The sequence below is a fragment of the Pseudomonas sp. UM16 genome (assembly GCF_050312595.1).
Classification (GTDB): domain Bacteria; phylum Pseudomonadota; class Gammaproteobacteria; order Pseudomonadales; family Pseudomonadaceae; genus Aquipseudomonas.
Genome location: NZ_JBNPJT010000030.1, coordinates 1 through 24,342 on the forward strand (window position 1 = coordinate 1; position 24,342 = coordinate 24,342).

Annotated in this window: 24 protein-coding genes and 5 tRNA genes; 13 read left to right on the forward strand and 16 right to left on the reverse strand. The window is 56.6% G+C overall.

The features are described from left to right. Positions 1 to 447: 447 nt before the first annotated feature. Together ACQRAX_RS24410 and ACQRAX_RS24415 are read left to right on the forward strand one after the other, a co-directional pair. Entirely contained in the window at positions 448 to 675 is a 228-nt protein-coding gene (locus tag ACQRAX_RS24410; protein WP_412041525.1) for a hypothetical protein, read from the forward strand. Between the two features lie 78 nt (positions 676 to 753). Next, a complete protein-coding gene (locus ACQRAX_RS24415) occupies positions 754 to 1,071 on the forward strand; it encodes a DUF3077 domain-containing protein (RefSeq protein ID WP_412041526.1) in 318 nt (105 codons plus the stop codon). A gap of 527 nt (positions 1,072 to 1,598) precedes the next feature. Here the strand turns inward: ACQRAX_RS24415 and ACQRAX_RS24420 are convergent. The 5 genes from ACQRAX_RS24420 to ACQRAX_RS24440 form a co-directional block, all read right to left on the reverse strand. Then, on the reverse strand, positions 1,599 to 2,576 hold the full coding sequence (locus ACQRAX_RS24420; RefSeq protein ID WP_412041527.1) for a hypothetical protein: 978 nt from the start codon (positions 2,574 to 2,576) through the stop codon (positions 1,599 to 1,601). Beyond that, a complete protein-coding gene (locus tag ACQRAX_RS24425; RefSeq protein ID WP_412041528.1) occupies positions 2,573 to 3,682 on the reverse strand; it encodes an AAA family ATPase in 1,110 nt (369 codons plus the stop codon). Before ACQRAX_RS24425 ends, ACQRAX_RS24420 begins: the two co-directional genes overlap by 4 nt. Further along, complete coding sequence (locus ACQRAX_RS24430; RefSeq protein WP_412041529.1) at positions 3,675 to 4,811, reverse strand: DUF262 domain-containing protein; 1,137 nt, start codon at positions 4,809 to 4,811, stop codon at positions 3,675 to 3,677. The genes ACQRAX_RS24425 and ACQRAX_RS24430 overlap by 8 nt, the downstream gene beginning before the upstream one ends. 464 nt (positions 4,812 to 5,275) lie before the next feature. Continuing rightward, positions 5,276 to 5,351 (reverse strand) — tRNA-Thr (locus tag ACQRAX_RS24435). 62 nt (positions 5,352 to 5,413) lie between these two features. Continuing rightward, positions 5,414 to 5,842 (reverse strand): pilin, encoded by a 429-nt coding sequence (locus ACQRAX_RS24440; RefSeq protein WP_412041530.1) that lies wholly within the window; start codon positions 5,840 to 5,842, stop codon positions 5,414 to 5,416. 220 nt (positions 5,843 to 6,062) lie between these two features. Between ACQRAX_RS24440 and ACQRAX_RS24445 the strand changes: the two genes are divergently transcribed. The 4 genes from ACQRAX_RS24445 to yacG are packed head-to-tail and all read left to right on the forward strand — an operon-like array spanning position 6,063 to position 8,969. Beyond that, positions 6,063 to 7,271 (forward strand): type II secretion system F family protein, encoded by a 1,209-nt coding sequence (locus tag ACQRAX_RS24445; protein WP_412041531.1) that lies wholly within the window; start codon positions 6,063 to 6,065, stop codon positions 7,269 to 7,271. A gap of 2 nt (positions 7,272 to 7,273) precedes the next feature. Further along, the gene (locus tag ACQRAX_RS24450; RefSeq protein WP_412041532.1) at positions 7,274 to 8,143 is read left to right on the forward strand and encodes a prepilin peptidase; all 870 of its coding nucleotides are present in this window, start codon (positions 7,274 to 7,276) and stop codon (positions 8,141 to 8,143) included. Then, a complete protein-coding gene (gene coaE / locus ACQRAX_RS24455; RefSeq protein ID WP_412041533.1) occupies positions 8,143 to 8,766 on the forward strand; it encodes a dephospho-CoA kinase in 624 nt (207 codons plus the stop codon). The genes ACQRAX_RS24450 and coaE overlap by 1 nt, the downstream gene beginning before the upstream one ends. Next, on the forward strand, positions 8,763 to 8,969 hold the full coding sequence (gene yacG / locus ACQRAX_RS24460) for a DNA gyrase inhibitor YacG (protein ID WP_412041534.1): 207 nt from the start codon (positions 8,763 to 8,765) through the stop codon (positions 8,967 to 8,969). Before coaE ends, yacG begins: the two co-directional genes overlap by 4 nt. A 3-nt stretch (positions 8,970 to 8,972) precedes the next feature. Here yacG and ACQRAX_RS24465 read toward each other — a convergent pair whose 3' ends face one another. Then, complete coding sequence (locus tag ACQRAX_RS24465; RefSeq protein WP_045190403.1) at positions 8,973 to 9,662, reverse strand: energy-coupling factor ABC transporter permease; 690 nt, start codon at positions 9,660 to 9,662, stop codon at positions 8,973 to 8,975. 184 nt (positions 9,663 to 9,846) lie between these two features. On the opposite strand from ACQRAX_RS24465, the gene ACQRAX_RS24470 reads away from it, so the two are divergent. From ACQRAX_RS24470 to ACQRAX_RS24495, 6 genes are all read left to right on the forward strand, one after another. After that, positions 9,847 to 12,279 carry a DUF2235 domain-containing protein gene (locus ACQRAX_RS24470; RefSeq protein WP_412041535.1) on the forward strand — a complete coding sequence of 811 codons (2,433 nt, stop codon included), beginning with the start codon at positions 9,847 to 9,849 and terminating at the stop codon, positions 12,277 to 12,279. Positions 12,280 to 12,326: 47 nt separating this feature from the next. Next, positions 12,327 to 12,725: a hypothetical protein gene (locus tag ACQRAX_RS24475; protein WP_412041536.1), complete on the forward strand. Its 399-nt coding sequence runs from the start codon at positions 12,327 to 12,329 to the stop codon at positions 12,723 to 12,725. Further along, positions 12,722 to 13,105, forward strand: a complete 384-nt coding sequence (locus ACQRAX_RS24480; RefSeq protein ID WP_412041537.1) for a hypothetical protein — start codon at positions 12,722 to 12,724, stop codon at positions 13,103 to 13,105. Before ACQRAX_RS24475 ends, ACQRAX_RS24480 begins: the two co-directional genes overlap by 4 nt. A gap of 45 nt (positions 13,106 to 13,150) precedes the next feature. Beyond that, positions 13,151 to 13,780: a DUF1780 domain-containing protein gene (locus tag ACQRAX_RS24485; protein ID WP_412041570.1), complete on the forward strand. Its 630-nt coding sequence runs from the start codon at positions 13,151 to 13,153 to the stop codon at positions 13,778 to 13,780. 168 nt (positions 13,781 to 13,948) lie between these two features. Beyond that, entirely contained in the window at positions 13,949 to 14,122 is a 174-nt protein-coding gene (locus tag ACQRAX_RS24490; RefSeq protein WP_412041538.1) for a DUF3094 domain-containing protein, read from the forward strand. A gap of 84 nt (positions 14,123 to 14,206) precedes the next feature. After that, positions 14,207 to 15,502, forward strand: coding sequence for an NAD(P)/FAD-dependent oxidoreductase (locus tag ACQRAX_RS24495; protein WP_412041539.1), 1,296 nt, complete (start codon positions 14,207 to 14,209; stop codon positions 15,500 to 15,502). Between the two features lie 17 nt (positions 15,503 to 15,519). On the opposite strand, the gene ACQRAX_RS24500 is transcribed toward ACQRAX_RS24495, so the two are convergent. From ACQRAX_RS24500 to rluD, 10 genes are all read right to left on the reverse strand, one after another. Further along, positions 15,520 to 15,858, reverse strand: a complete 339-nt coding sequence (locus ACQRAX_RS24500) for a hypothetical protein (RefSeq protein ID WP_412041540.1) — start codon at positions 15,856 to 15,858, stop codon at positions 15,520 to 15,522. A 56-nt stretch (positions 15,859 to 15,914) separates the two neighbouring features. Then, positions 15,915 to 17,240, reverse strand: coding sequence for a S8 family serine peptidase (locus ACQRAX_RS24505; protein WP_412041541.1), 1,326 nt, complete (start codon positions 17,238 to 17,240; stop codon positions 15,915 to 15,917). 120 nt (positions 17,241 to 17,360) lie between these two features. Next, positions 17,361 to 17,891 carry a dihydrofolate reductase family protein gene (locus ACQRAX_RS24510; protein WP_412041542.1) on the reverse strand — a complete coding sequence of 177 codons (531 nt, stop codon included), beginning with the start codon at positions 17,889 to 17,891 and terminating at the stop codon, positions 17,361 to 17,363. Positions 17,892 to 17,998: 107 nt separating this feature from the next. Continuing rightward, positions 17,999 to 18,075: transfer RNA gene (locus ACQRAX_RS24515), tRNA-Pro, on the reverse strand. Positions 18,076 to 18,173: 98 nt separating this feature from the next. Next, positions 18,174 to 18,249: transfer RNA gene (locus ACQRAX_RS24520), tRNA-Lys, on the reverse strand. Between the two features lie 5 nt (positions 18,250 to 18,254). Continuing rightward, a tRNA-Pro gene (locus ACQRAX_RS24525) sits at positions 18,255 to 18,331 on the reverse strand. 10 nt (positions 18,332 to 18,341) lie between these two features. After that, positions 18,342 to 18,417: transfer RNA gene (locus tag ACQRAX_RS24530), tRNA-Asn, on the reverse strand. A 295-nt stretch (positions 18,418 to 18,712) separates the two neighbouring features. Beyond that, positions 18,713 to 21,277, reverse strand: a complete 2,565-nt coding sequence (gene clpB, locus ACQRAX_RS24535; RefSeq protein WP_412041543.1) for an ATP-dependent chaperone ClpB — start codon at positions 21,275 to 21,277, stop codon at positions 18,713 to 18,715. A gap of 125 nt (positions 21,278 to 21,402) precedes the next feature. Continuing rightward, complete coding sequence (pgeF, locus tag ACQRAX_RS24540; protein ID WP_412041544.1) at positions 21,403 to 22,143, reverse strand: peptidoglycan editing factor PgeF; 741 nt, start codon at positions 22,141 to 22,143, stop codon at positions 21,403 to 21,405. Then, positions 22,140 to 23,102, reverse strand: a complete 963-nt coding sequence (rluD, locus tag ACQRAX_RS24545; RefSeq protein ID WP_412041545.1) for a 23S rRNA pseudouridine(1911/1915/1917) synthase RluD — start codon at positions 23,100 to 23,102, stop codon at positions 22,140 to 22,142. The genes pgeF and rluD overlap by 4 nt, the downstream gene beginning before the upstream one ends. Before the next feature lie 150 nt (positions 23,103 to 23,252). Between rluD and ACQRAX_RS24550 the strand changes: the two genes are divergently transcribed. Beyond that, positions 23,253 to 24,269 (forward strand): outer membrane protein assembly factor BamD, encoded by a 1,017-nt coding sequence (locus tag ACQRAX_RS24550; protein ID WP_412041546.1) that lies wholly within the window; start codon positions 23,253 to 23,255, stop codon positions 24,267 to 24,269. Positions 24,270 to 24,342: the final 73 nt, after the last annotated feature.

Below are 24,342 nucleotides of genomic sequence, written 5' to 3' on the forward strand. Positions count from 1 at the left end.
GACTCCAGAAAGAAATCGGGAGCGCAGCATCGGGTTTCAGTTAGTCGCTTGGAATGTGGTCTTCATGGAGCGGATACAGTGAACAAGGCGCGAGTGACGGTAGTTTTGTAACAGGGAGCCACCGAAGAGGTGCTTCAAGGCATCGAATCTTCAGAATTTCCTGATTCCCTGTAGTCCATTTCCGAATCATACTTTCGCCGCGCTTAAGCCATTGCAGTGGTCCCGCTGGGGTTCTAGTCTCACTCGGTCGTTGCCTATTTCAACGACCGGTTTTGACAGGCCGTATCTGAGTTTCGGATCACATGTGCATCGCTTTATGGCGGCTGTGCGTGGGGCACATTCGTGTGCGCCGAGTTCCGATATCCTCGGTCTGTCAACCCGCGTACAGCTGCCACCTATTTGTTTGACAGCAGAAATGTGGCAGCTCCACCGATGTCGGAGTTCGTCATGTTGAAAATCGTCCCTGATCCACCGCACCACAGTAACCATTCCCTCGAAGACATCCTCGTCCAAGTATCCGAATACCTGGTCTGCGCACTGACCGTCGCTCAGCAAACGGTACTACTCCATCCCGACCCTCCAGGCCAGGTTTTGACTTTGGCGACCATGCATGAAATCGACAATGCCCGCAGTTTGGTTGAAGTGGCGTTGAGCAAGGTGCAGATGAAGCACTGAGGTATCTGTGGATAAGCGCCAGCGTTGTTGAAGCAACGCTGGCCGCTTGCAACGTAGTACATACCAGGAGAGGTAGGGATGAACCAGAAATCGATTGAAGGCCGCATTGCTGATCTCAAAACAACCGGGGTGGGCGTGTTCGGCGCAAGCCTGAGCGGGACCTGTTCCGAAAACCTGTTCCGGGTTGAGCCAGGGCACAGCGCTGATTTTGTTTTGGAACAAGCGACGATGCTTATGGCTTATGTGAACAAATTGACCCTGCATGTGATGTTCGAACAGGATGAGGCCATGCTCTGTGCGGCGCACTACCTGAGCGGGATGGCCAAGGCGCTGGTTGAGGATGTGGCGCATGGGATGGTGGTGGGGTGTTCAGCAGGTGATAGTAAGGCAGGTTGATGATTGGCGTTGGTCTGAACAATTCGGCGCTTTTCGTTTTGGCGAGGTAACAATGAGACAAGTATCTCAATAGCTTTGATTGCCGGATTAATGTTAGTGCCGATGACATTTACTTGTTTCGCCATTGCCTTCATCGCACACAAGCATATTGAGACCATCGAAGAGCATCTAGCCAATTGCTCCTACGTCAAAACCATAAGGGATGTATATTCAAATGCCGGTCGGCTCGGTAAGGTCATGCGCGACGGAATCATTGGCGCACTGCTATTGGTGCCTGCACTTAGTGCCCGAAGATAAAATAGCCATAGCAGGATGCTAAGGACTACTTTGCCCCCGAACTGCTGGCGTGACGCAGGTGACTCCACGTTTTGGCCTGCAGCCCACTGCCAACGGTGAACGTCAACAAACGGCCAAGACCAGTCGCTCAGTTGTGCGGATGAAACTACTAAGTACTTAGCAATTCTCACACGACACCTAAAAATTCTGATAGGCATAAATTTAATGTGGGCAATGTGGTGACACTTGACTCACAAAGTTAAATGCGGGCCGAGATAAGCCACATAAATACGCTTTTTATCAGGATCTGGATAAAAATGCATGCGATACCCATCAGGTAACTTGACATGATTTTCACAGTAAACCTGACGACCATCATCCAACCAGAAAAGTCGTTCCCTCCTCTTTCTGGCGTCCTCGTTAACACTTGCAGATTCGCCGCTGACCTCAGCGGCAAGCCCCAAACCTCTTAAATACTCATGCCTATATTCAGCGTATTCGCCGGCATTCCATTTGACACAGAATAGCTCCATAACATTTAATGCATCTCTAGATTTTAATAAAATATCTGTCCGAGCAGACCAGCTTTGGAGGATAGTTCCTATTTGATTTGGAAGTAATGTTAAGTTTGGAAGCAGGCTGGTTCTTTGCTGCCAGATATTTTTTGCGTTATCAAGCAGAGAGTTACGGCGTAGTGCAAGTTCCTCGCTATGGGCTGCCAAGCTATCCCCACTACTAAGATTTAGAATATTTTCCTCTCTTTGTTCAGGTGTTGCATCAAGTTCAAAAATCCATACATTGATACGAGCATCCGCCCAATCTGGCAAAGCAGTAAAGCTTGCAAGAAATGTTCTAAAATAAAAAGCCGCCAACAAAGTTGGCTTGCCAGAGCTCTCACCTAAAAGCCCGACCTCAATAGCGTCGCCAACGCTTTCAATATCTACGCTTTGAAAAAGTGGCTGCTTGGTTTCTATAGATTTTAAAAATCGACAGCAGTCAGCAAGTTCAGCTATTTGCTTGGCCGAGGAAAACCAATTGCGAACAAAATAACCACTCGCAAGCTCCAACCCCATAAGCGATTTATCTTGATCCTTATCCACGAGTAAAATTTTTAAACCTGCCTTGCGGCAAATCTTGAGGACGTCAAAAAAAGCTAATAACCCACTGTCTGCATCCTCTTTACAGGCAAAAGGCAAAGAATGATGATTAAGAATAATTCCATCGCTCATAATAATTGGTCCAATTCCTTGTCCCACTGGTCAAAAAAGCCATCTGGCCAACAATCAATGCGCCCCTTTTCATCAATGTTTGGATACATCACTTCCGAAGCATGGATTGGATTGTAAACATCACGCTGTAAGAAAAAAACCTTAACATCACTGGCTTCTACAATCTGTTGCTTCACTGCAACCCTAATGCCATTTAAAAAGTGGTCGGAATGAGACTCAACAATTAGCTGTACTTCGTTTTTTGCTGCTATCGCGCAGAGCTTCCCCATAAGCGCCTGGCCAGCAGGGTGCAAGTGCGATTCTGGATTTTCAATAATTAGCAAGTCCCCTTTGGCAGAACTTAAAATACTGCTAATAATAGGGAGTACGTAACTAAGACCGAATCCGACGTTCTGAGGTTTAAATTCTTCAGTTGTGTCTTTCCCCTGATTGAACGAGTAACTAAGGCTTGCCGAATTGAACTGCGGCTGTGCCACCGCTTTTATTTTAAGTCCCGGGGTGATGTCTGACATCCAAGCTTCGATATTTGCAAGCAAGGTTCCGGAAACAGCTTTTGGGTGTTGTAAAGCCGCAATCTCAAGTTCTTTGGCGCCATTTACCGCTATGAAATGCACAGCGAACTCACCATGGTGGCCGAGGGATTTCAAATCACGAATATGAAATTCAGACAGCTGATGATGGCTTTGCGGGCCTAATCTATCTGCACTAAGGTATTGAAAATTAGAACTAAATAAGCTCAAGGATCCTGAATGCCCATCTATCCCCGATCTACGCAACGGCAATAAATCCGAGTCATGCTGATAGTCAAATTCAAAGACGACAGGCTCTGCTATCTCATCCCATTTGACGGTAAATATTATTTCCTCTTGCTCGCTGAAGCTTGAAAGCGCATCCTTGCCAGTTCCAATGTTTACGTAATCACCATTTAACAGCAATCCTTTGTTCTGTAGCGTGTTTCGTTCATACGACTGCCGCAGCAGGAGCAAGCTCTGAATCAAGGTTGATTTGCCCATGCCATTAAGGCCTGAGAATAAATTTAAAGCTCCAAGCGGAAAGCTGGCATTTAGTAAGGTCTTGAAGTTTTTGACGTTAATGAATTTAATCATTTAGCACCATCTTGATCAGGTTTTTAATTTTATTATAGCGAATTATTACGTGAATTTTTTTCTGTGTAGAGTAAGTGATCGAATTAAAAAACTCGGTATTTTCTAGTAGGCTCGATAGTTCTTGGCGCAATTTGTTTTTTTTGTTAAGCAAGATTGTGAAGTCTGACTTTTTTATCTTAGCCAGCTCGACCATCAAAACCTCGAATAGTGTTGAGTTCTTTGAGCGCTTGCGAGAATTAGACTGATTGTCTTTTTCAAATCCAGTATTACCCAGCAATTGGTAGCAGCGCTCAATAGCAGTGGAGTATTGGCTCCTAAAGTTTTCACGGTATTGCTCGTCGCCCTTTTTTATGTCTTCCATGGCCTTGTCTAAAAACGAGGCTATTTCCTTTTTGTTTTGAGGGTCAAGATAGTCAAATCGATAAAATGCCCAGAAGCGCAACACCAATTCCTGATCTTTCATGCGCTTGGATAAATCGCCCAGCATGATTTTCGAGCACTCTAAATTCGCTAGCTTTTCTAGCAACTCACGATCCCTGGGTTTGGCGAGCGCATTGCGTATTTCTTGATTATTAAGTGTTAGGCCGCCGGTATTGATCCGACGAAATACAGAGTACTTAACGTCATCCGGTGTGCCCGGTTTAATCATGTAGACGGTTACTGGGCACTCCTCAATCCGGCGCTGATACTGACGATGCAGTTTATCAAAGGTCTTGCCGTTAAGTTCGGTTAAAAACTCAAGCCCGTTCAGGCGAAGTTTTTTATCCAAAACAAACTTTCGAATGGTTGATAGTCGCTGCAACCCATCGACTATCAGCCAGTTGTTTTCGTCAGATGCATCAAAGTAAAAAGCGGGCAACGGGAATCGTATAAGTATCGATTCGATTAACCGGCTCATCTTACGGTTATCCCATAGCTCAGCATGTCGTTGAAAATCGGTATTCATATCGATTTCATTATGCTGGATTCTTTTTATTAGCGCGTCCAGCGACTTTGGCTCTACCACAATATCGATATCTGTAGGGTTAAACGGATGCATTACCTCATCGAGAAGTTCCGGCTCCTCCTCTTCCTCTGAGCCAGGTGCAATCAACTCCTCGTCGATATCGGTTTCTACGTAATCAGTCATATTGCTTCCTTAAAATTATTGCTCGTTATCCATTAGATTTTTTCGCATCATGCCCTGCTGGATGCGGCGACCTTCGTCTACGGCGTCGCTGAATAACTCCTGCATGGGCCCATAATATGGCCGTAGCTAACTCGCGTATAGGATGGCGAGCCCCCATGTGGCTGTCATTACCTAGGTAGAATTGTTCCCGTGGCCGACGAGCGGCAGATCATGGCCGATCTCTGCCGATTCTGACCGGCTGCATTGGGTCGACTGCGGCCCCACGCGACAGGCAGCTAATGGCCGAGGGCAGCCCTTCGCCACCGGCCGCTCTGGGTCGATAGCTGCCGGCCGTGAATGACCACCTTCGCCCCATTGCTGCCATTCGCGAATGGTCAGCTTGCTGACCATAACGAAAAAACCCGCCAAAAGGCGGGTTTTTCGGGGGCTCCAGAGATTTTGAAAGCCTTCAATGGAACCTGAACTGGTGCCGGAGACAGGAATCGAACCTGCGACCTTCGCGTTACGAGTGCGCTGCTCTACCGACTGAGCTACACCGGCGTGGTTCAACGCTACCACTGCCGGATCGCTTACGCAATTCACTGTTTAATAACAGCTATTGCTCACTTCGCGGCGGCACTTTCGGCGGCCTTGCAACCAGCGGGAGCGAGGTCTTCGCTCAGGTCGCTAGTGCACGCCCACCCCGTGGCCGAGCGGGTCAGGCTCAGGGTTTTGCCTTGGGCAATGGCCGGGGCGTCGGCCAGGGTGCAGACGATGCTGCCAACGCCAGTAGCCGCTGTGCCGGTGGCGGTGATGGCGCAGTTGCTGGTGCTGGCCTGGCCGCCAAGGGCGGCGACGTCGGTAACGTCTTTGCCTTCGTTCAGGCGCAGGTCGAACGGGGTTTTCAGGGCGGATATTTCCACCAGCGCGGCGGTCGCTTTGGTTCGCACCTGGTGGTTGGTGTACAGGGGTAAGGCGATGGTCGCCAGGATGCCAATGATCGCAACCACGATCATCAGTTCAATCAAGGTAATGCCGCGTTGCCCTTTCATGGACGTTCTCCCTCGCAAAATCGGTTCGTGTCGGCAGCGCACCTGGTGTGGCTGCGAACAGGCGCGCCAGTAGGCCCGAATAGACACCTTTTGTCACCCTGCGCCTGTGATTCGGCTGTGCTCGCTCGACTACTCTAGTGAGCGGCGGGCACCTCTGCTCGCTGCACCGGCCACGAAGCTGTTTCGGGGTTTGTGCGGGCCACGCCACAAGGATGTCGCGATGACCGGAAAAACCTATTGCTACCGCTGGCAAGGCACCTCTGCACAAGGGGCGCTGGTGTCTGGCGAAAGCCGCGGGCGCAGCCCTGCCCTGCTGCGCGCGGAGTTACGCAAGCGCGGTATTCGCCCCGGCAGGATCGAGCGGGCACACGCCGGGCTCTGGCGCCGACAGAGTACGCTGGGCACTCGCGAGCTGAGCCAGTTCAGCCGCCAGTTGGCGAGTTTGATCTGCTCGGGCGTGGCGCTGGTGCAGGCACTTGAGGTGATTGCCCAGAGCAGCAGCAACCCGGCACTGATCAGCCTGCTCGGCGCGCTGAAAACCGATATCGGTGCGGGCTGCAATCTGGCAAATTCCCTGCGCCGGCATCCGCGCTATTTCGATGCGTTGTACTGCAACCTGATTGCTGCCGGTGAGCAGTCGGGCAGCTTGGAAACGGTGCTGGAGCAGGTCGCCAATCTGCAGGAGCAGCGCCAAGCCATGCGCGCTCGTTTGAAGAAGGCCATGACCTATCCACTGATTGTGCTGCTGACCGGTTTGGGCGTTTCCAGTTTGTTGCTGCTTGAGGTGGTGCCGCAGTTTCAGGCGATGTTCAGTGGCTTTGGCGCTGAGCTGCCGGCCTTTACGCGGCGGGTGATTGGTTTGTCCGATTGGTTGCGTCAGTACTTCGCTTGGATGCTGCTGCTTCTGCTCGGTGCTGGCTGGAGCCTGCGCCAGGCCTATCGACGTCAGCCGGCTTTTCGGTTGCGCTGTTTGGGCGTGGCGTTGAAGCTGCCGATTGTTGGCGACTTGCTGAGTAATGCCGCCCTCGCCCGCTTCGCCCGCACCTTGTCGACGTCGTTTGCAGCCGGGGTGCCGCTGGTGGAGGCGCTGGGACCGGTGGCCGGTGCCTGTGGCAATCCACTGTACGAACAAGCGGTGCTGCGCCTGCGCAAGGACCTCGCCAGCGGTCAGGCCTTGAGCCTGGCGATGGCCAGCAGCAATCTGTTTCCGCGGTTGATGCAACAGATGTGCGCCATTGGTGAGACAGGCGGTACGCTGGACGCTATGCTCGCCAGAGTCGCCAGCCATTATGAAAGCGCCGTCGAGCGCTTGCTGGACAACCTGGCCAGCCTGCTCGAACCTTTGATTGTGTTGATTCTCGGGCTGCTGGTAGGCAGCCTGGTGATCGCCATGTACCTGCCAATCTTTCAGCTGGGTAGTGTGATCTGAACATGGACCTGATGGATACGCTGGCCAGCCAGCCGTTGTTGTACTTGGGGTTCGCCTTGCTGCTGGGGCTGATCGTCGGCAGTTTTCTCAACGTGCTGGTGCATCGTTTGCCGATCATGCTGCAACGCCAGTGGCAGGTAGAAGCGCGGGAGGTGCTCGACCTGCCCGATGAAGCTGCGTCTGAACGTTACAACCTGTGCTTGCCCGCTTCACAGTGCCCGCAGTGCGGGCATCGTATTCGCCCCTGGGAAAACATTCCGGTCGTGAGTTATCTGCTGTTGCAGGGGCGCTGCTCCAGTTGCCGCAGTGCCATCAGCGTGCGCTATCCGTTGGTGGAGCTGGGCTGCGCAGCGTTGACGGTGTTTGTTGCCTGGCACCTGGGCGCCAGCAACAGTACCGTCGCTGTGCTGCTGTTCAGTTGGGGCCTGCTGGCGATGAGCCTGATCGACATCGAGCACCGACTATTACCCGATGTGCTGGTGCTGCCGCTGTTGTGGCTGGGGCTTCTCGTCAACGCCTTCGAGATGTTTGTACCGCTTGAAGATGCGGTGTGGGGCGCAGTTGTAGGGTATTTGAGCTTGTGGTCGGTGTTCTGGCTGTTCAAGCTCATTACCGGCAAAGAGGGCATGGGCTACGGCGACTTCAAGTTGCTGGCACTGATCGGCGCCTGGGGTGGCTGGCAGGTTCTGCCGCTGACGCTGTTGTCGTCGTCGGTGCTGGGCGCGGTGATCGGGCTGATTATGCTGCGGGTTAAAGGCCTCAAGGCCAGTACGCCAATCCCCTTTGGTCCTTATCTGGCCATCTCGGGCTGGATCGCTCTGCTCTGGGGTGGTCAAATAACCACTTCTTACCTGAAATTCTCTGGATTGTGATGACCACCGCTGCTTTCACTCCCTGGATTCTCGGCCTCACCGGCGGCATCGGCAGTGGCAAAAGCGCTGCGGCGCAACGCTTTGTCGAACTGGGTGTGCACCTGGTCGATGCCGATCAGGCCGCGCGCTGGGTGGTCGAACCCGGGCGCCCGGCCCTGACCAGTATCATTGAGCGCTTTGGCGCCGGGGTACTGCAGGAGGACGGGCAACTGAACCGTGCGGCGCTGCGTGAGCTGATCTTTGCCGACCCAGAGCAACGGCGTTGGCTGGAGGCACTGCTGCACCCGCTGATCGGTCAGGAGATTTTCAGCTACCTGGCCAAGGCGGAGTCACCGTATGCGGTGTTCGTTTCGCCGCTGATGGTCGAATCCGGCCAGTTTCAGCGCACCCAACGCCTGCTGGTGATCGACGCCCCGACCGAGCTGCAAGTACAGCGCACGCTGCTGCGCGACCAGACCAGCCCGGAACAGGTCCAGGCCATCCTCAAGGCCCAGACCAGCCGCGAAGAGCGCCTGCGCCATGCCCATGATGTGCTGGTCAATGACCGCGACCTGAGCTGGCTGCATTCGGAGGTCGACCGCCTGCACCACTTTTACCTGACTTTGCGAGGAGGCCAAGCATGAGCCAACCCATGACCGTAGAATGCCCGACCTGTGGCGCCCCTGTTGAATGGAACGAAGCCAGCGCGTTTCGGCCGTTCTGCTCCGACCGCTGCAAGTTGATCGACCTGGGTGCCTGGGCTGCGGAAGAGCACAAGATTCCGGTAGCACCGGATGCTGAAGACGATCTGTTTTCCGGCGAGCTCGATCCACGCGCCCACCATTGATCCTCAGCGCCCGGAGTCGTCATCCTTCCACGGTGCCTGCAAATAGCGGGTGCGGTTGAAGGTTTCCAGCCACTCCGGGCAGAACACCACCAGGGCACTGACCACCATGCCGTTGATGAAGGCTTCGGGGAAGATGATCAGCCACAGGTAGCCGATGAAGTCTTCGATCCACTCCGGCATCACGAACAGCCCGTCGTACCACAACAAGCCCAGGCCGATCAGCAGGCACAGCAGTGCCGCCAAGGCTGCGGCAAAAAATCCCGAACAGAAGATATAAACGAAGAGGTTTTTCGGCTGCGCGCGCTCGACGAGAATGGCGCAGGCTTCGGTGACCAGCACCGGCAGGCCGATGAACAACAGGCCGTTGACGCCCATGGCCGCCAGGTCCTGGCGCCCCATCAATATGAGCCCGATCTGGGCCAGTAAACCGCCAACAATCGCCAGCGGCCAATCCAGCAGCAAGGTCACCGCGGTCATACCGATGAAGTGATACGACACGCCGTTGTCGAAGTCGCGCCTGACCAGCCACAAGGCAAACAACGCGAACACCGTGCCGAACAGCAGGTGCTGGCGGCGACTGTCGGTGAACAGTTCAACCCAGCGCGTACGCGCCACCGCCCATACCAGCAGCACGACATAACCGACCCAGCCCAGGGTCAGGCTGTGGTCAGACAGCACTTGAGCATCAATCACGGCAGCGGGGCCCTTTGGCAAAGACTGTGCTGGCAGTCTACACCGCGAAACAGCGAGCAAGCGGACATGGCTGTTTGCCTTCACTGTATTGAGCTTCAACTATGCTCAATAACAAGCGACCCTGGCGCGGGCCACTGAATAAGCAGTCGTGGGTAGTCCTGGCGCTCCTTGAGAGGAGTTGGTCATGCCCACGCCTGCCCCCAAACACCTTGTACTGTTCTCAGACGGCACCGGCAATAGTGCCGGGAAGCTGTTCAAGACCAATGTCTGGCGGCTTTATCAGGCCGTAGACCTTTGCGATCCCGCCACCCCGGAACAACCCAGACAGTTCGCCTTCTACGACGACGGTGTCGGCACTTCGACATTTAAGCCGCTGGCGTTACTCGGTGGCGGGTTTGGCGTGGGTCTGGCACGTAACGTGGTGGACCTGTACCTGTTCCTTTGCCGCATGTACACGCCAGGCGACAAGATTTATGTGTTTGGCTTCAGCCGCGGGGCTTTTACCGCAAGGGTACTGGTTGGCCTGGTGATGACCCAAGGGCTGCTGCGCTACACGGGTAGCGAACGTGACCTTGAGCGCTTGGCCTGGGACGCCTACCGGGCTTTTCGGCGCGACCGGTTCCCCAGTCATTGGGGCATCAAGTTGCTCCGGAACCTACGCGACGGCATCCTCAGTGCCAAGAACCGGCTTTACCGCAACACCCCCTACCATGAAGCAGAGCGCATTGGTCGCCCAGACGCTACCCCCTCCCTGGAGATCGAATTTCTTGGCCTGTGGGATACCGTAGATGCCTACGGGTTACCGGTAGACCAACTCACACGGGCCATCGATCGCTTCATCTGGCCGCTGACCATGCGTGACTACAACCTCAGCCCCCGGGTTCGGCATGCGCGCCACGCGCTAGCGCTGGACGATGAACGCAACGCCTTCCACCCACGCTTGTGGAACGAAGCACCCGACCCGAAAATTCCCGAGCAAGGGGTGAAAAATGCCAACCGGCGCAGTCGCCACATTGATGGGGAACGCATCAGCCAGGTGTGGTTTTGCGGCATGCACGCTAACGTTGGCGGTGGCTATGCCGATGACAGCCTGTCCTACGTACCACTGCAGTGGATCATGAGTGAAGCCCACAAGCATGGTCTGCGCCTGGAGCCTACGATCTGGAGCGAACTGATTGCTTTGTCGGACGAAAACGGCAAGCTCTACGACTCGCGCCACGGCATAGCGAGCTATTACTGCTACAACCCGCGGCGAATCGACCGCCTCAATCGCACCGAGCAGGTCAGGGTCCCCAGAACCAAGGTGCATGAAAGCGTGTTGCGCCGAATCAAAGTCGATCCGGACGGCTATGCGCCGATCAGTCTGCCGCCAAATTTTTGCGTGGTGCGCTTCGATGGCAGTATCGTCAACATTGAGCACTACCTGACGCTGATTAACATCAAACACGGCGGTACTGATGCCGCGACTGCCCCCAAACGATGGATGAAGGGTTTCAGGGCCGCGCGCGAAGATGTCTATAACACCGTTTGGCGACGGCGCGTGGCGTACTTCCTGACGCTGTTCGTGTCACTGACACTGGCGGCAATGCCGCTGTATGCCCCCGCACGAGCAAGCTGCCAGGAGACGTTGTGCATGTTCAGCAAGCCAGTTGGCTGGTTGAACTATGTGTTGCCTTCATTGGCCAGCCCCTGGACCGCCTCCTTCGCCACCAACCCAATTTTTTTCCTGCCATTGATCGCGTTCCTGTTCGCGGTTATGGCCTGGGGCAAACGGCTGGACACAACCATCAGGGACAAGATGCGCCGCGTCTGGTATGGCATAGCGCCGCTGAGGCCAACATCGGTCGGGTCGATACCTCAGCCACGCAAACCCACGCTGCAGGACAGGGCTATCCAGGGCTTACGCACCCACGGTGCGTACAAGGCATTCATGTACCTGCTCGGTTACCGATTGCTGCCAGTGATGTTTGTCTTGGCAATACTGATTGGCGCTTTGATATTGATCAGCCAACCCCTGTTTACCTGGGCCGAGGCTTCCGGAGCTTTGTGCCAGGCACACGAAAAAAGGGCCGAAAACAAGGCGAGTTTTTGGTTTGATACGCGCAGTCTATGTACCGATTCCGGGCTCAAGGTTCATCAAGGACGGACCTATCAGGTAACACTGCAGGTACCAGATCAGTGGCACTGGAGCGATCGCGACATTCCGACCAATCCGGCTGGTTTCGAATGCCCGCTGAAGTTTCCAAAATCGTTAATGATGACCGTCGCCACACCTGCACGCCGCCACCTGAACGCTCGCTGGTTCCAGACCATGGTGCGTATTGGCAGTAATGGCAATGATGTACACGCACTGCCTGTCCACTCGAGCACTTCATTGCCCTCAGATTACTGTATCTCCATTCAAAACACCCCGGATTGGCCTAACGGCTGGCGTTGTCCTCCTGAGGGGGCTCCCGTCGACAGTGGCCGAATATTTACCGCTTCATTCACCGCCCACGCTGACGGCCCATTGTTTTTCTACGTCAACGACGGGGTGGGGTGGCCCTTCTTTACCGACGCTTTCTATCGCAACAACAAGGGATGCGCGCGCATCACGGTTGAACAGTCATCTAATTAACGCCGATGCCCTACTCAGTCGCCGCTCAAAATCAGGAGCATTAACCGATGAGCGATCTTCCCGCCATTCTCAAAGAGGTACTCGACAGCTCTACAGTGATTTCCGGCTGGGCAGTGGCAATAGGTGGCGCAACAGCGGCCATGATCATCGGTACGTCACACAACCGACCTGACAGTTGGACGCTGCGCCTGCTTTACCTGTTATTCCTGCCCGGCTGGGCAGGTCTTGCCTACTCCATTTTCCTGGGCAACCAACTGGTCGGCAGATACCTCGCGACACGCTTTAATCCCAGCTCGATCAATGCCATTTCGGAGAAGATCAATAATCTATACGCCGATCAACGCTTTTATTTGCTCTGCTCATTGGCTTTTTTCGGTGCCTGGCTGATCGGCTACACCCTGGCCTGGATATTTCTCAAACAGCTACGCGCAGGAGACAAGCAATGAAAGCACTGCCTTGGACAACCCTTGGTTTCGTTATTTTCTCTACCCTGGCGCAGGCGGATTGCGATTGCCTATCCTATCCCTTCGAGCCGGCCCCGCCCTGTTTTATGCAGTGCTCCAAGAGTGTCGTGGAGAGCGATGGCAAGGATCTCGACAAGATCCGCAACTTGCCTTCCAACATCCGTAGCGATTTGCAGCGTCTGGTCGAGAAAAAGCAAAACGCCCAATCGATCAACTATGAATCGATCACCAATGCTTACAGTCTGGACAAGGCAGCTACCATGGCGCCCCGGCAAGACAGTTTGAGAACTCAGCCACGAACGTTCCGAACCTTGGATAATCAACAACTGCAGCAGCGCCAAAGCGTCCCGATGCATGAATGAACGACTTTATTCATGAAGCCACAATTGAACGCTAAGCTTGTCCCCATGGACGACTCAGACTACTTGCGCCTGCTCACTATTCAGGCCGAACAAGCCAATGCGTTTCTTTCCAATGCCCGTAAATGGGAACGCGAGCGTTGGGTCTGCCAGCGCCTGCTGCAAGGCTTGAACATTCCTTACCGCAGCGAAGACTTCAGCCCCGCCGGCCAGGAGCCGCCTGATGTGTTGTTTCGCGATGCCTCGTTCGAGGTGTTTTTCGTCCTCGACGAAGGCCGCCGATTGAATGACGAATGGCGTGAAGAACTGCAACGCCGGCGCAGCGCCTTTTCCCTGAGCCAGCTGGTGCGGCGCGAAGCCAGGCCACGGCGAATCAGTGCCCAGGAGCTGCTGCAACGCCTGGCGCCGACCTTGCGCAAAAAATCCCACAACTACCAGGAGCGCGGGCTGGATCTGAGCGAACTGGACATCATCGCCTTTGCCAGCCTCAAGCGCGAAGTGCTCGACCTCAACAGCCACTTCCCGCCGCCCACCGAATACCTGCGCCAGGGCTGGCGCTCGCTGTCACTGGTCGGGCCGACCTTCGCCCGGGTGCTGTTCGCCCACCCGGATGCGCCGGATTTTCTGCGCGGCAACCTGGGGCGCAGCATTGTCTTCGACGTGGGTATCAGCCTCTGAGCTGGCCCCCTGCCAACGCGTAATGGCATAAATTCGGCGGCGGTGATACAAAGCGCAATCATTCGTCATCAAGACTGCGCTGTGACTGCACACTGAGCCCTGGGCAAACGACTACAGTGAACCGTGTAGCTTCTTTTCAGTCACAAGCGTCTACCTGACGAGGCCCTCATGACCAGCCGCCTGAATCCCGAAGACCAACGTCGTGTCGATCAATACCTGCAAGCCCCCCAGCATCAAGTCGAGCGCAAGCCTTTCCGGCCGTGGCTGCTCCTTTGCATGGTGGTGCTGGTGACGATTGGCCTGGGCGTGTTGAGCCGCCTCTTGAGTAACCTGGTGCTATGAGCTGCCTTGCGCTCGCCCAAACTGCCCGCCCTGTGCGGCCGCCCACTCGAGACCCGAATTCCGTAAACCTTATGAGATATCTCCATGACTCACCGTATTGTGATTGTCGGCGGCGGCGCCGGCGGCCTGGAACTGGCGACCCGCCTGGGTAAAACCCTGGGCAAGAAGGGCAGCGCCAGCATCACCTTGGTCGACGCCAACCTGACGCACATCTGGAAGCCGTTGCTGCACGAAGTTGCCGCCGGCTCGCTGAACTCCTCGGAAGACGAACTGAACTACGTGGCTCAGGCCAAGTGGAATCATTTCCAGTTCCAGCTCGGGCGCATGAGTGGTCTGGACCGCGAAGGCAAGCAGATCCAACTGGCCGCGACCCTCGACGAAGAGGGCCGTGAGCTGCTGCCTGCACGTACCCTGGCGTATGACACCCTGGTGATCGCGGTCGGCAGCAACACCAATGACTTCGGCACCCTGGGCGCGGCGCAAAACTGCCTGTTCCTGGATACCCGCAAGCAGGCTGAGCGCTTCCATCAACAGCTGCTCAACCACTACCTGCGCGCCCATGCGGGTGATCAAGCCAATGAAACTATTAGCGTGGCGATTGTCGGTGCCGGCGCCACCGGAGTTGAGTTGGCCGCCGAGCTGCATCACGCCGCACACGAGCTGGCGGCCTATGGCCTGGATCGCATCCAGCCCAAGGACATGCACATTACTTTGATCGAAGCGGGCCCGCGGGTGCTGCCGGCGCTACCTGAGCGGATCAGCGTGCCAGTGCACCAGACTCTGGAGAAACTGGGGGTCACGGTGATGACCAACGCCTCGGTTAGCGAAGTTACGGCCACCGAGCTTAAAACCAGCAATGGGGAGGTAATTGCGGCGAGTCTCAAGGTCTGGGCAGCAGGTATTCGTGCACCAGGCTTCCTCAAGGACATCGACGGCCTGGAGACCAACCGGATCAACCAACTGGTGGTGCGCCCTACCCTGCAGACTACTTTGGACGACGATATTTTCGCCTTTGGTGATTGCGCGGCATGTCCGCAACCGGGCAGCGACCGCAACGTACCACCGCGGGCCCAGGCAGCTCACCAGCAGGCGTCGATGCTGGCCAAATCGTTGAAAGCTCGTTTGGAAGGCAAGCCGTTGCCGACCTATACCTACCGTGACTATGGCTCACTGGTGTCGCTGTCTAGTTTCTCGGCGGTGGGTAACCTGATGGGTAACCTGACCGGCAGCGTGATGCTGGAAGGTTGGTTGGCGCGGATGTTCTATGTGTCGCTGTACCGCATGCACCAGATGGCGCTGTATGGCACCTTCCGCACCTTGATGCTGATGCTGGGCAGCCGGATTGGCCGCGGCACCGAACCACGCCTGAAGCTGCACTAAACTCGATTAACTGGCCGCTAACGCTCCACCACTTGGTGGGGCGTTACGATATCAATTCTGACGTCCGCATCAGCCATTTCGGCAACAACGGAAGACAGCTGGTCAATAGGCACCACCACTTCGACCGTTTGCCCGGCAACCGACAGGCTTCCCGGCACCAGCTCCGCGCCATGAGAGGCCAATTGCTGCTCTATTCCACATTCCCAGTCGAGCAAGGCCGAGCGCCATTTATCCCGGGTATAACCCTGCGCAGACAGGCGACATTGCGCCGTCACGCGCACAGCCTCGACTCCAGCAGAGGTTTGCTCGGTCAAACCCAGTTGGCGCAGTTTTTCAATTTCTCTTGTCTCGACCATTGCGATCCACCACTCAGTCCTGTGATCACTACACAGGACAATAGCACCTATCCCACCTAGCTTAACGTGACCCGACCAACGCCTACGACGTTTACCGGCAAGCCCATTGCCATTGTGGCGTCCAGGATCGCCTTGCGCATTGCCGACACCGTTACGCTCTGGTTCTGACTGCGACGTTGCTGCAGCAACAAAGCCGCCACCCCAGCGACGATAGGCGTCGCCATTGAAGTACCACTCTTTCTGCCAAACAGATCAGCGCGCATTGGCGTGGGCGCCAGGCTACCGTCTGCTTGCCTTGGCACGGGTGTCGTGGACATGATGTTGATACCCGGCGCGACCAAATCTGGCTTTTCTGTGCCATAGGCAGAAGGGCCTCGGCTGGAGAATTCTGCAGGCAAAAAGGTTCTCTTGGAGATTGCGCCTACGGTGATGGCGCCCCTGGATTGGCCTGGGCAGCCCAGCTCGGTATCAATCAGGTGACCATAACCCATACGCCGCAGGGCTTCAGCACGAGTGTGCTCGTTACCCGCTGCCACGCAGACAATGGCGCCAAAGGTGCTGGCGTTGTCTACGGCGGTGCACAAGGGGCAACGCCCATCTGGACAGGCCCAGCCATGCCCACCATCCGACCAGGCCGGTAGATGATTGAAGCCAAGGCTCATGGAAATGATGTCTGCCTTCAGATCAAGCGCAGCATCTATGCCTTGGACGATGGAGGTATGTCGGCCACTGCCGTCATGACGAAGCACCTTGATGTTCAACAGGTCGACGTCCGGTGCTACACCTCGATAGAGGGTGTCTCGCGAGGCAATGCTGCCGGCACAGTGAGTACCGTGAGAGCCGGGAATGAGAAAATCTTCACCGCAAGTCGAGACAGAACTGGCAACGTTTAGGAAGGGGTGGTTAATGTCGATACCTGAATCCAGTACCGCAACCCTTACGCCCGTCCCTGTCAATTGGCCGTGTTGATTGCGATATCCATCCAGGCCAATGTCGATACAGGCATCATCCATCAATGTGGGATTAACGATGGGGTCGAGCTCTATCAAGCCGATTTCGTTGAGCTGCGCCATGCCTTCAACTTGCTCAGGCCGGAACGCCCCCGCGATGGACCCCGCCAGATACAGCGGCGTAGCCTGCCCACCACTCAAAACCTGGTTGACCACAGAAACTTCCTGGTCAAATCGCTGCTTGTACTCCTCCCACCCTTCACCATGGCGCGGGCGCTTGGTCGTTAATTTCACTACCAGGGGTATTCTGTCCGGGCTTTCGCCACTTCCCACATGAGCAGCTATCGACCATAGCGCCTGGCCTTGCAGTTCAGCGGAAGGGCTATCGAGACGATTCAATACGTTGCGTAGCAAGGGGCCGATCTTGGTCATGGCGAGCATCCTGATGTGAGTGCAATCGGGATGCTGAGACCCCACAGGCCCCCACAAAGCGCATCCATACTCGAGCAAGCAAAGACCAGCACCCTGCTTTTAGCAAGCGTATGCAACGAGCTATCTGAGTACCCGATAAGTGCTCTGCACAAAGCCATTTTCAAACGTGGTACTGCGCATGTGCTGCAGCAACACATCTTTGCCCAAGGTGCCGAACAGGGGAATGCCGCTGCCCAGCAACACCGGGATCCGGGTGATGGTCAGCTCATCCACGCACCCTTCTCGCAAGAAACTCTGTACGACCTGGCCGCCATCGAGGTACAGGCTCTTGGCGCCGCTTTCCTGCAAGTAGTCGAGCAGTTCGGCCAGGGGCCCCGGATGCACTTCGACGTGCGGCCCTGCGTGTGCTTGTTGCAAGGTGCTACTCAATACCACCACCCGTTTGTGCGGATAGGGCCATTCACCAAAGGTCAGGACTTTTTCGAAGGTATTGCGACCCATGACCAGCGTGTCAATGCTCGCCATGTAGGCGGCGTAGCCGTGGTCATCGCTGGAGGTGGTGGCCACCATCAACCAGTCCAGTTCACCGCTTTCACGGGCGATGAAGCCATCAAGGCTAGTGGCGATGTAAACGGAGGCTTTGAGGGTCATGGCGGGCAGCTCCCTTGCAGGTCATTGCCCGATAGTAGCAGGCAAATCTTCAGGGCTGCAGAAACGAAAAAAGGGCACCCTTTGCAAGGTGCCCTTTTCTCTGAATATGGTCGGGGTAAGGGGATTCGAACTCCTGACATCCTGCTCCCAAAGCAGGCGCGCTACCGGACTGCGCTATACCCCGGTAAAAAAAAGGCACCAATTAAGGCGCCTTTTTTACGGCTGGACGCTAATGGCGTTCCAACCTTTTAAGATCCAAATCCAGCGAACCGGACTCGAAAATGGTGGGTCGTGTAGGATTCGAACCTACGACCAATTGGTTAAAAGCCAACTGCTCTACCAACTGAGCTAACGACCCAAAAATGGTCGGGGTAAGGGGATTCGAACTCCTGACATCCTGCTCCCAAAGCAGGCGCGCTACCGGACTGCGCTATACCCCGGTTTGAAATTTGGCTCCGCGACCAGGACTCGAACCTGGGACCCAATGATTAACAGTCATTTGCTCTACCGACTGAGCTATCGCGGAACTATCAATTTCAATTACTGCAATTTCGAAAACTGTATCACTACCGCTTCGAACTCTTCGACCTTGTGCATCGCTGCGTTCATGTCTCTGAGGCGCGCTATTCTACAACCTTCAAAACCCTTGTCAACCCCTAATTTGCATTCAACTTACTGATTTGCAACTTTTTTTCAGATCGCCAATTTTGCCGGAAACCTGCGGGGTGACATACAGCGGGGCGCACTTTACAAGCACTCGAGAAAAAATGCAAAGAAAAAAGGCCTCGAATTTCGAGGCCTTAGCGTAACCCACCGAAAAATCAGGCGAAGACGATTTCCTCGCCCTCGACCGTGGCAGTAATCCCGGTGCCCGGCAGGAACTTGCCGGCCAGAATCAACTGCGCCAACGGGTTCTCGATCCAACGCTGGATGGCCCGCTTCAGCGGCCGTGCACCATAGACCGGGTCGTAGCCGACAGCGATCAGTTTATCCAGCGCTTCGTCACTCAGTTCCAGGTTCAGGTCGCGCTCAGCCAGACGGCTGCGCAGACGGCCCAACTGGATCTGGGTGATACCCGCGATCTGATCGCGGCCCAGAGGCTCGAACACCACCACTTCGTCGATCCGGTTGACGAACTCAGGGCGAAAGTGCGAACCCACCGCGTCCATCACCGCAGCACGTTGTGCTTCTCGATCACCGACCAGCTCCTGGATCTGCGCCGAGCCCAGGTTGGAGGTCATGACAATCACGGTGTTACGGAAGTCCACCGTACGCCCGTGGCTATCCGTCAGGCGACCGTCTTCAAGCACCTGCAGCAACACGTTGAACACATCCGGATGCGCCTTCTCGACTTCGTCGAGCAGTACCACCGCGTAAGGCTTGCGCCGTACCGCTTCGGTCAGGTAACCGCCCTCTTCGTAACCGACATAGCCGGGTGGTGCACCGATCAGCCGCGCCACGGAATGCTTCTCCATGAACTCGGACATGTCGATCCGTACCATCGCCTCTTCGGTGTCAAAGAGGAATTCGGCCAGTGCCTTACACAGCTCGGTCTTACCTACACCGGTCGGGCCGAGGAAGAGGAACGAGCCGCTTGGCCGGTTCGGGTCAGACAGCCCTGCGCGGGAGCGACGCACGGCGTTGGAGACGGCCACCACAGCCTCTTCCTGACCGATCACCCGCTCATGCAGCAGGCTTTCCATCTTCAGCAGCTTGTCCCGCTCGCCTTCGAGCATTTTGGATACCGGAATACCGGTCCATTTGGACACTACTTCAGCGATTTCTTCCTCGGTTACCTTGTTACGCAGCAACTGGTTTTCAGCCTTGCCGTGCTGGTCGACCATCTGCAGGCTGCGCTCCAGGTCCGGGATTACCCCGTACTGCAGCTCGGCCATGCGACTGAGGTCGCCCTTGCGGCGTGCGGCTTCCAGCTCCTGACGCGACTGTTCGATTTTCTGCTGAATCTGCGCAGAACCCTGCACCTCGGCTTTTTCCGAGGTCCAGATTTCTTCCAGATCGGCGTACTCACGCTCCAGTCGGGCGATCTCTTCCGTCAGTTTTTCCAGACGCTTGAGCGCCGCTTCGTCTTCTTCTTTCTTCAGCGCCTGGGATTCAACCTTCAGTTGAATCAGGCGGCGCTCCAGGCGATCGAGCACTTCGGGCTTGGAGTCGATCTCCATACGAATGCGGCTAGCCGCTTCGTCCACCAGGTCGATGGCCTTGTCCGGCAGTTGCCGATCAGTGATGTAGCGATGGCTGAGCTTGGCCGCGGCAATGATCGCGCCGTCGGTGATCGCCACCTTGTGGTGAACCTCGTAACGCTCTTTGAGACCACGCAGGATAGCGATGGTGTCTTCTTCGCTCGGCTCTTCTACCAGCACTTTCTGGAAGCGCCGCTCAAGGGCTGCGTCTTTCTCGATGTACTGACGGTATTCGTTCAGGGTCGTGGCACCGACGCAGTGCAGCTCGCCCCGCGCCAAGGCGGGCTTGAGCATGTTGCCAGCGTCCATGGAGCCTTCGCCCTTACCGGCACCAACCATGGTGTGCAGTTCGTCGATGAACAGAATGATCTGCCCTTCTTGTTTGGACAGCTCATTGAGCAGGCCTTTGAGGCGCTCTTCGAACTCACCGCGAAACTTCGCACCGGCAATCAGCGCGCCCATGTCCAGCGACAGCAGACGCTTGCCTTTGAGGCCGTCTGGCACTTCGCCGTTGATGATGCGCTGGGCCAGGCCTTCGGCGATGGCGGTTTTACCCACACCAGGCTCACCGATCAGCACCGGGTTGTTCTTGGTCCGGCGTTGCAACACTTGAATGGTGCGGCGGATTTCGTCGTCACGGCCGATTACCGGGTCAAGCTTGCCGTCTTCGGCGCGCTTGGTCAGGTCGACGGTGTACTTGTCCAGCGCCTGACGCGACTCTTCGGCGTTGGGGTCATTGACCGCCTCGCCGCCACGCAGGTTGCTGATGGCGTTTTCCAGGGCTTTTTTAGTCACGCCCTGGCCGAGCAGCAACTTGCCGAGCTTGCTGTTCTCGTCCATGGCTGCGAGCAGCACCAGTTCACTGGAGATGAACTGGTCACCCTTCTGCTGAGCCAGGCGATCGGCCTGGTTGAGCAGACGCGCCAAGTCCTGCGACATATTCACGTCGCCGGTCGGGTTCTGAATTTTTGGCAGTTGGTCGAGCTCTTTGCTCAACGCCTTGCGCAGGCTGTTGACGTCAAAGCCCACCTGCATCAGCAGCGGTTTGATCGAACCACCTTGCTGATCGATCAACGCTTGCAACAGGTGCGCAGGCTCGATGGCGGGATGGTCCATACCAACGGCCAGGGATTGGGAGTCGGATAACGCCAGCTGTAATTTGCTGGTCAAACGGTCTATTCGCATAAGTTACCTTCCTTTTATGGGCAGGCCGGAGCGATGGACACACCTGATGAAGATAAACCTGCCAGAGATACCCCATTAGATGAGGGTGATTCTGGAGGTTTCAAGCTTAGCGGGGTTGATTCAGATCAGCGCGGATCAAGCCAGACCAGCGATGCGAAGCGCCCACCTTGCGGCGTTCGCCGATAAGAATAGAAGCGTGGATCGCTGACGGTGCAAAAACCACCACCGTATACAGCCGTTACACCACGGGCAGCCAGACGCAGGCGCGCCAGCTTATAGATGTCGGCCATCAATTTACCGGGGCCGGCGCCGGGCACAAAGGCCTGGGCAGTTTCCGGATGAACGGTCGTGAAGGCATCGCGCACTTCCAGACCCACTTCAAAGGCTTGCGGGCCAATCGCCGGGCCCAGCCACACCAATACCGCTTCCGGCGCCAGCGCCAGACGGTCGAGAGTAGCCTCGATCACGCCATTGGCCAGTCCGCGCCAACCCGCATGGGCCGCGGCGACGCGAGTACCGGCACGGTCGCAGAACAGCAGCGGCAGGCAATCGGCGGTCATTGCCGTGCAGGCGATTCCGGGCGTGGCCGTCCAGCTGGCGTCGGCTTCGGCGATCACGCTTGGGTCGGCGTCCGCTACCACCACGCCGTGCACCTGCTTGAGCCAGGCTGGCTGGATGCCGAACTGGGTGCTCAGACGGCGGCGGTTTTCGGCCACCGCAGCAGGCTCATCGCCGACATGATCACCGAGGTTGAAGCTTTCGTAAGGCGGCAGGCTAACCCCACCCGAACGCGTGGTGACGCACGCACGAACCCCAGCTGGCGCAGGCCAGTCCGGGATCAGCAAGGCGTGCATCAGCTCACTCATCCAACAAACGCCTCACGGTCCTGCTTGAGCAGCGACAGCAGCCAGACGAAGTCGTCCGGCAGCGCCGACTCCCAGCCCATACGCTCGCCCGTCACCGGGTGATCCAGCTCCAGGAAGCGCGCATGCAGGGCCTGGCGCGGGAAAGTCTTAAGGGCGTCAACCATGGTCAGGCTGGCCGCTGGCGGAATGCGGAAGCGACCGCCATAGACCGGATCGCCGACCAACGGGAAGTTAACGTGGGCCATGTGCACACGGATCTGGTGGGTACGGCCGGTTTCCAGCTTGACCCGCACATGGGTGTGCGAGCGGAAGCGCTCCAGCACACGGTAGTGGCTGACCGCCGGCTTGCCGCCTTCGGTTACCGCCATGCGCTGGCGCTGACCACCGTGACGACCGATCGGCGCATTGATCTTGCCGCCAGCGGTCACCACACCAATCACGATGCATTCATAGATGCGGCTGACACTGCGGCTTTGCAACTGGGCAACCAGTTGGGTCTGCGCCTGAATCGTCTTGGCCACCACCATCAGACCGGTGGTGTCCTTGTCCAGGCGATGGACGATGCCAGCACGCGGGACATTGATGATGTCCGGCACGTGGTGCAGCAGCGCATTGAGCAGGGTGCCATCGGCATGGCCAGCAGCCGGGTGGACCACCAGCCCGGCGGGCTTGTTGATCACCAGGATGTGGTCGTCTTCATAGACGATATCCAGCTCGATGTCCTGGGCCACCCACTCGCCCTGGGCTTCCTGCTCGGCGTCGAGCGCCAGCAGCGCACCGCCGTGGACGATATCGCGCGGACGCAGGACAGCGCCATCCACCGTCAGGCGCCCCTCCTTGATCCAGGTGGACAGGCGCGAGCGCGAGTGCTCAGCGAACAATTGGGCGGCGATTTGGTCGAGGCGTTGCCCGCCCAATTCGGACGGCACCTCTGCGCGAAGTTGAATGATCTCGGACATGCTCGAATCAGCGGGCGGCACAGCCTTTGGTTTCGACTGCACGCTTGTGGTTAAATACGACGTCTTTTGCCCCGGGTATTGCATCGGGGTGCTCATCATAACAGGACGGCCACGCCCAAGACAGCGGCCGTCATAGGGACGCAAGCCGCCATGCAAGTGAAACACCTGCTGCTGATCGCCATCCTCGGACTGACCGCTGCTTGTTCTTCGAAGGAAGTCGTCGACGAAAACCTGAGCGAAGCCGAGCTGTACCAGCAGGCGCAGGCCGATCTGGACAACCACAGCTACACCAGCGCCACGAGCAAGCTGAAGGCTCTGGAATCGCGCTATCCGTTCGGCCGCTATGCCGATCAGGCGCAGCTCGAGCTGATCTACGCGAACTACAAGAACGCCGAACCCGAAGCCGCCAAGTCGGCCGCCGAGCGTTTCATTCGCTTGCATCCTCAGCATCCGAACGTCGACTACGCCTACTACCTCAAGGGCCTGACGTCTTTCGACCAAGACCGTGGCCTGCTGGCGCGCTTCCTGCCACTGGACATGACCAAGCGTGACCCGGGCGCTGCCCGCGACTCCTACAACGAGTTCGCCCAGCTGACCAGCCGCTTCCCTAACAGCCGCTACTCGCCAGACGCCAAGCAGCGCATGATTTACCTGCGCAACCTGCTGGCGGCTTACGAAATCCACGTCGCCGACTACTACCTGACCCGTCAGGCTTATGTAGCCGCCGCCAACCGTGGCCGCTATGTCGTAGAGAACTTCCAGGAAACCCCAGCGGTCGGCGACGGCCTGGCGGTGATGACCGAAGCCTATATGCGTCTGCATCTGGACGAACTGGCGGCCACCAGCCTGGAAACCCTCAAGCTCAACTACCCGGACCACCCAAGCCTGGTCGATGGTCAGTTCGTGCCTAAGCAGGACGAAGCCGACAACCGCTCGTGGCTGTCCAAGGCCACTCTGGGCCTGATCGAGAGCGATGCGCCGCTGCCGCCGGGCGAAACCCGCGCCAACCAGGACGTGATCCGCCAGTACGAAGACGCCAAGGAAGCGATTCCAGAAGAACTGCAGCCAAAAGATGGCGACGCGGTTGAGGAAGAAGAGCACGAAGCGGAAGGCAACAACGACGACCGCTCCTGGTTCAGCTACATGACCTTTGGCGTGTTCGACTGATCGATCATGCAACAGATAAAGGGAGGCCAAGGCCTCCCTTTTTTCTTGCCCGAGCCCTAGACTGAAGGCTCTT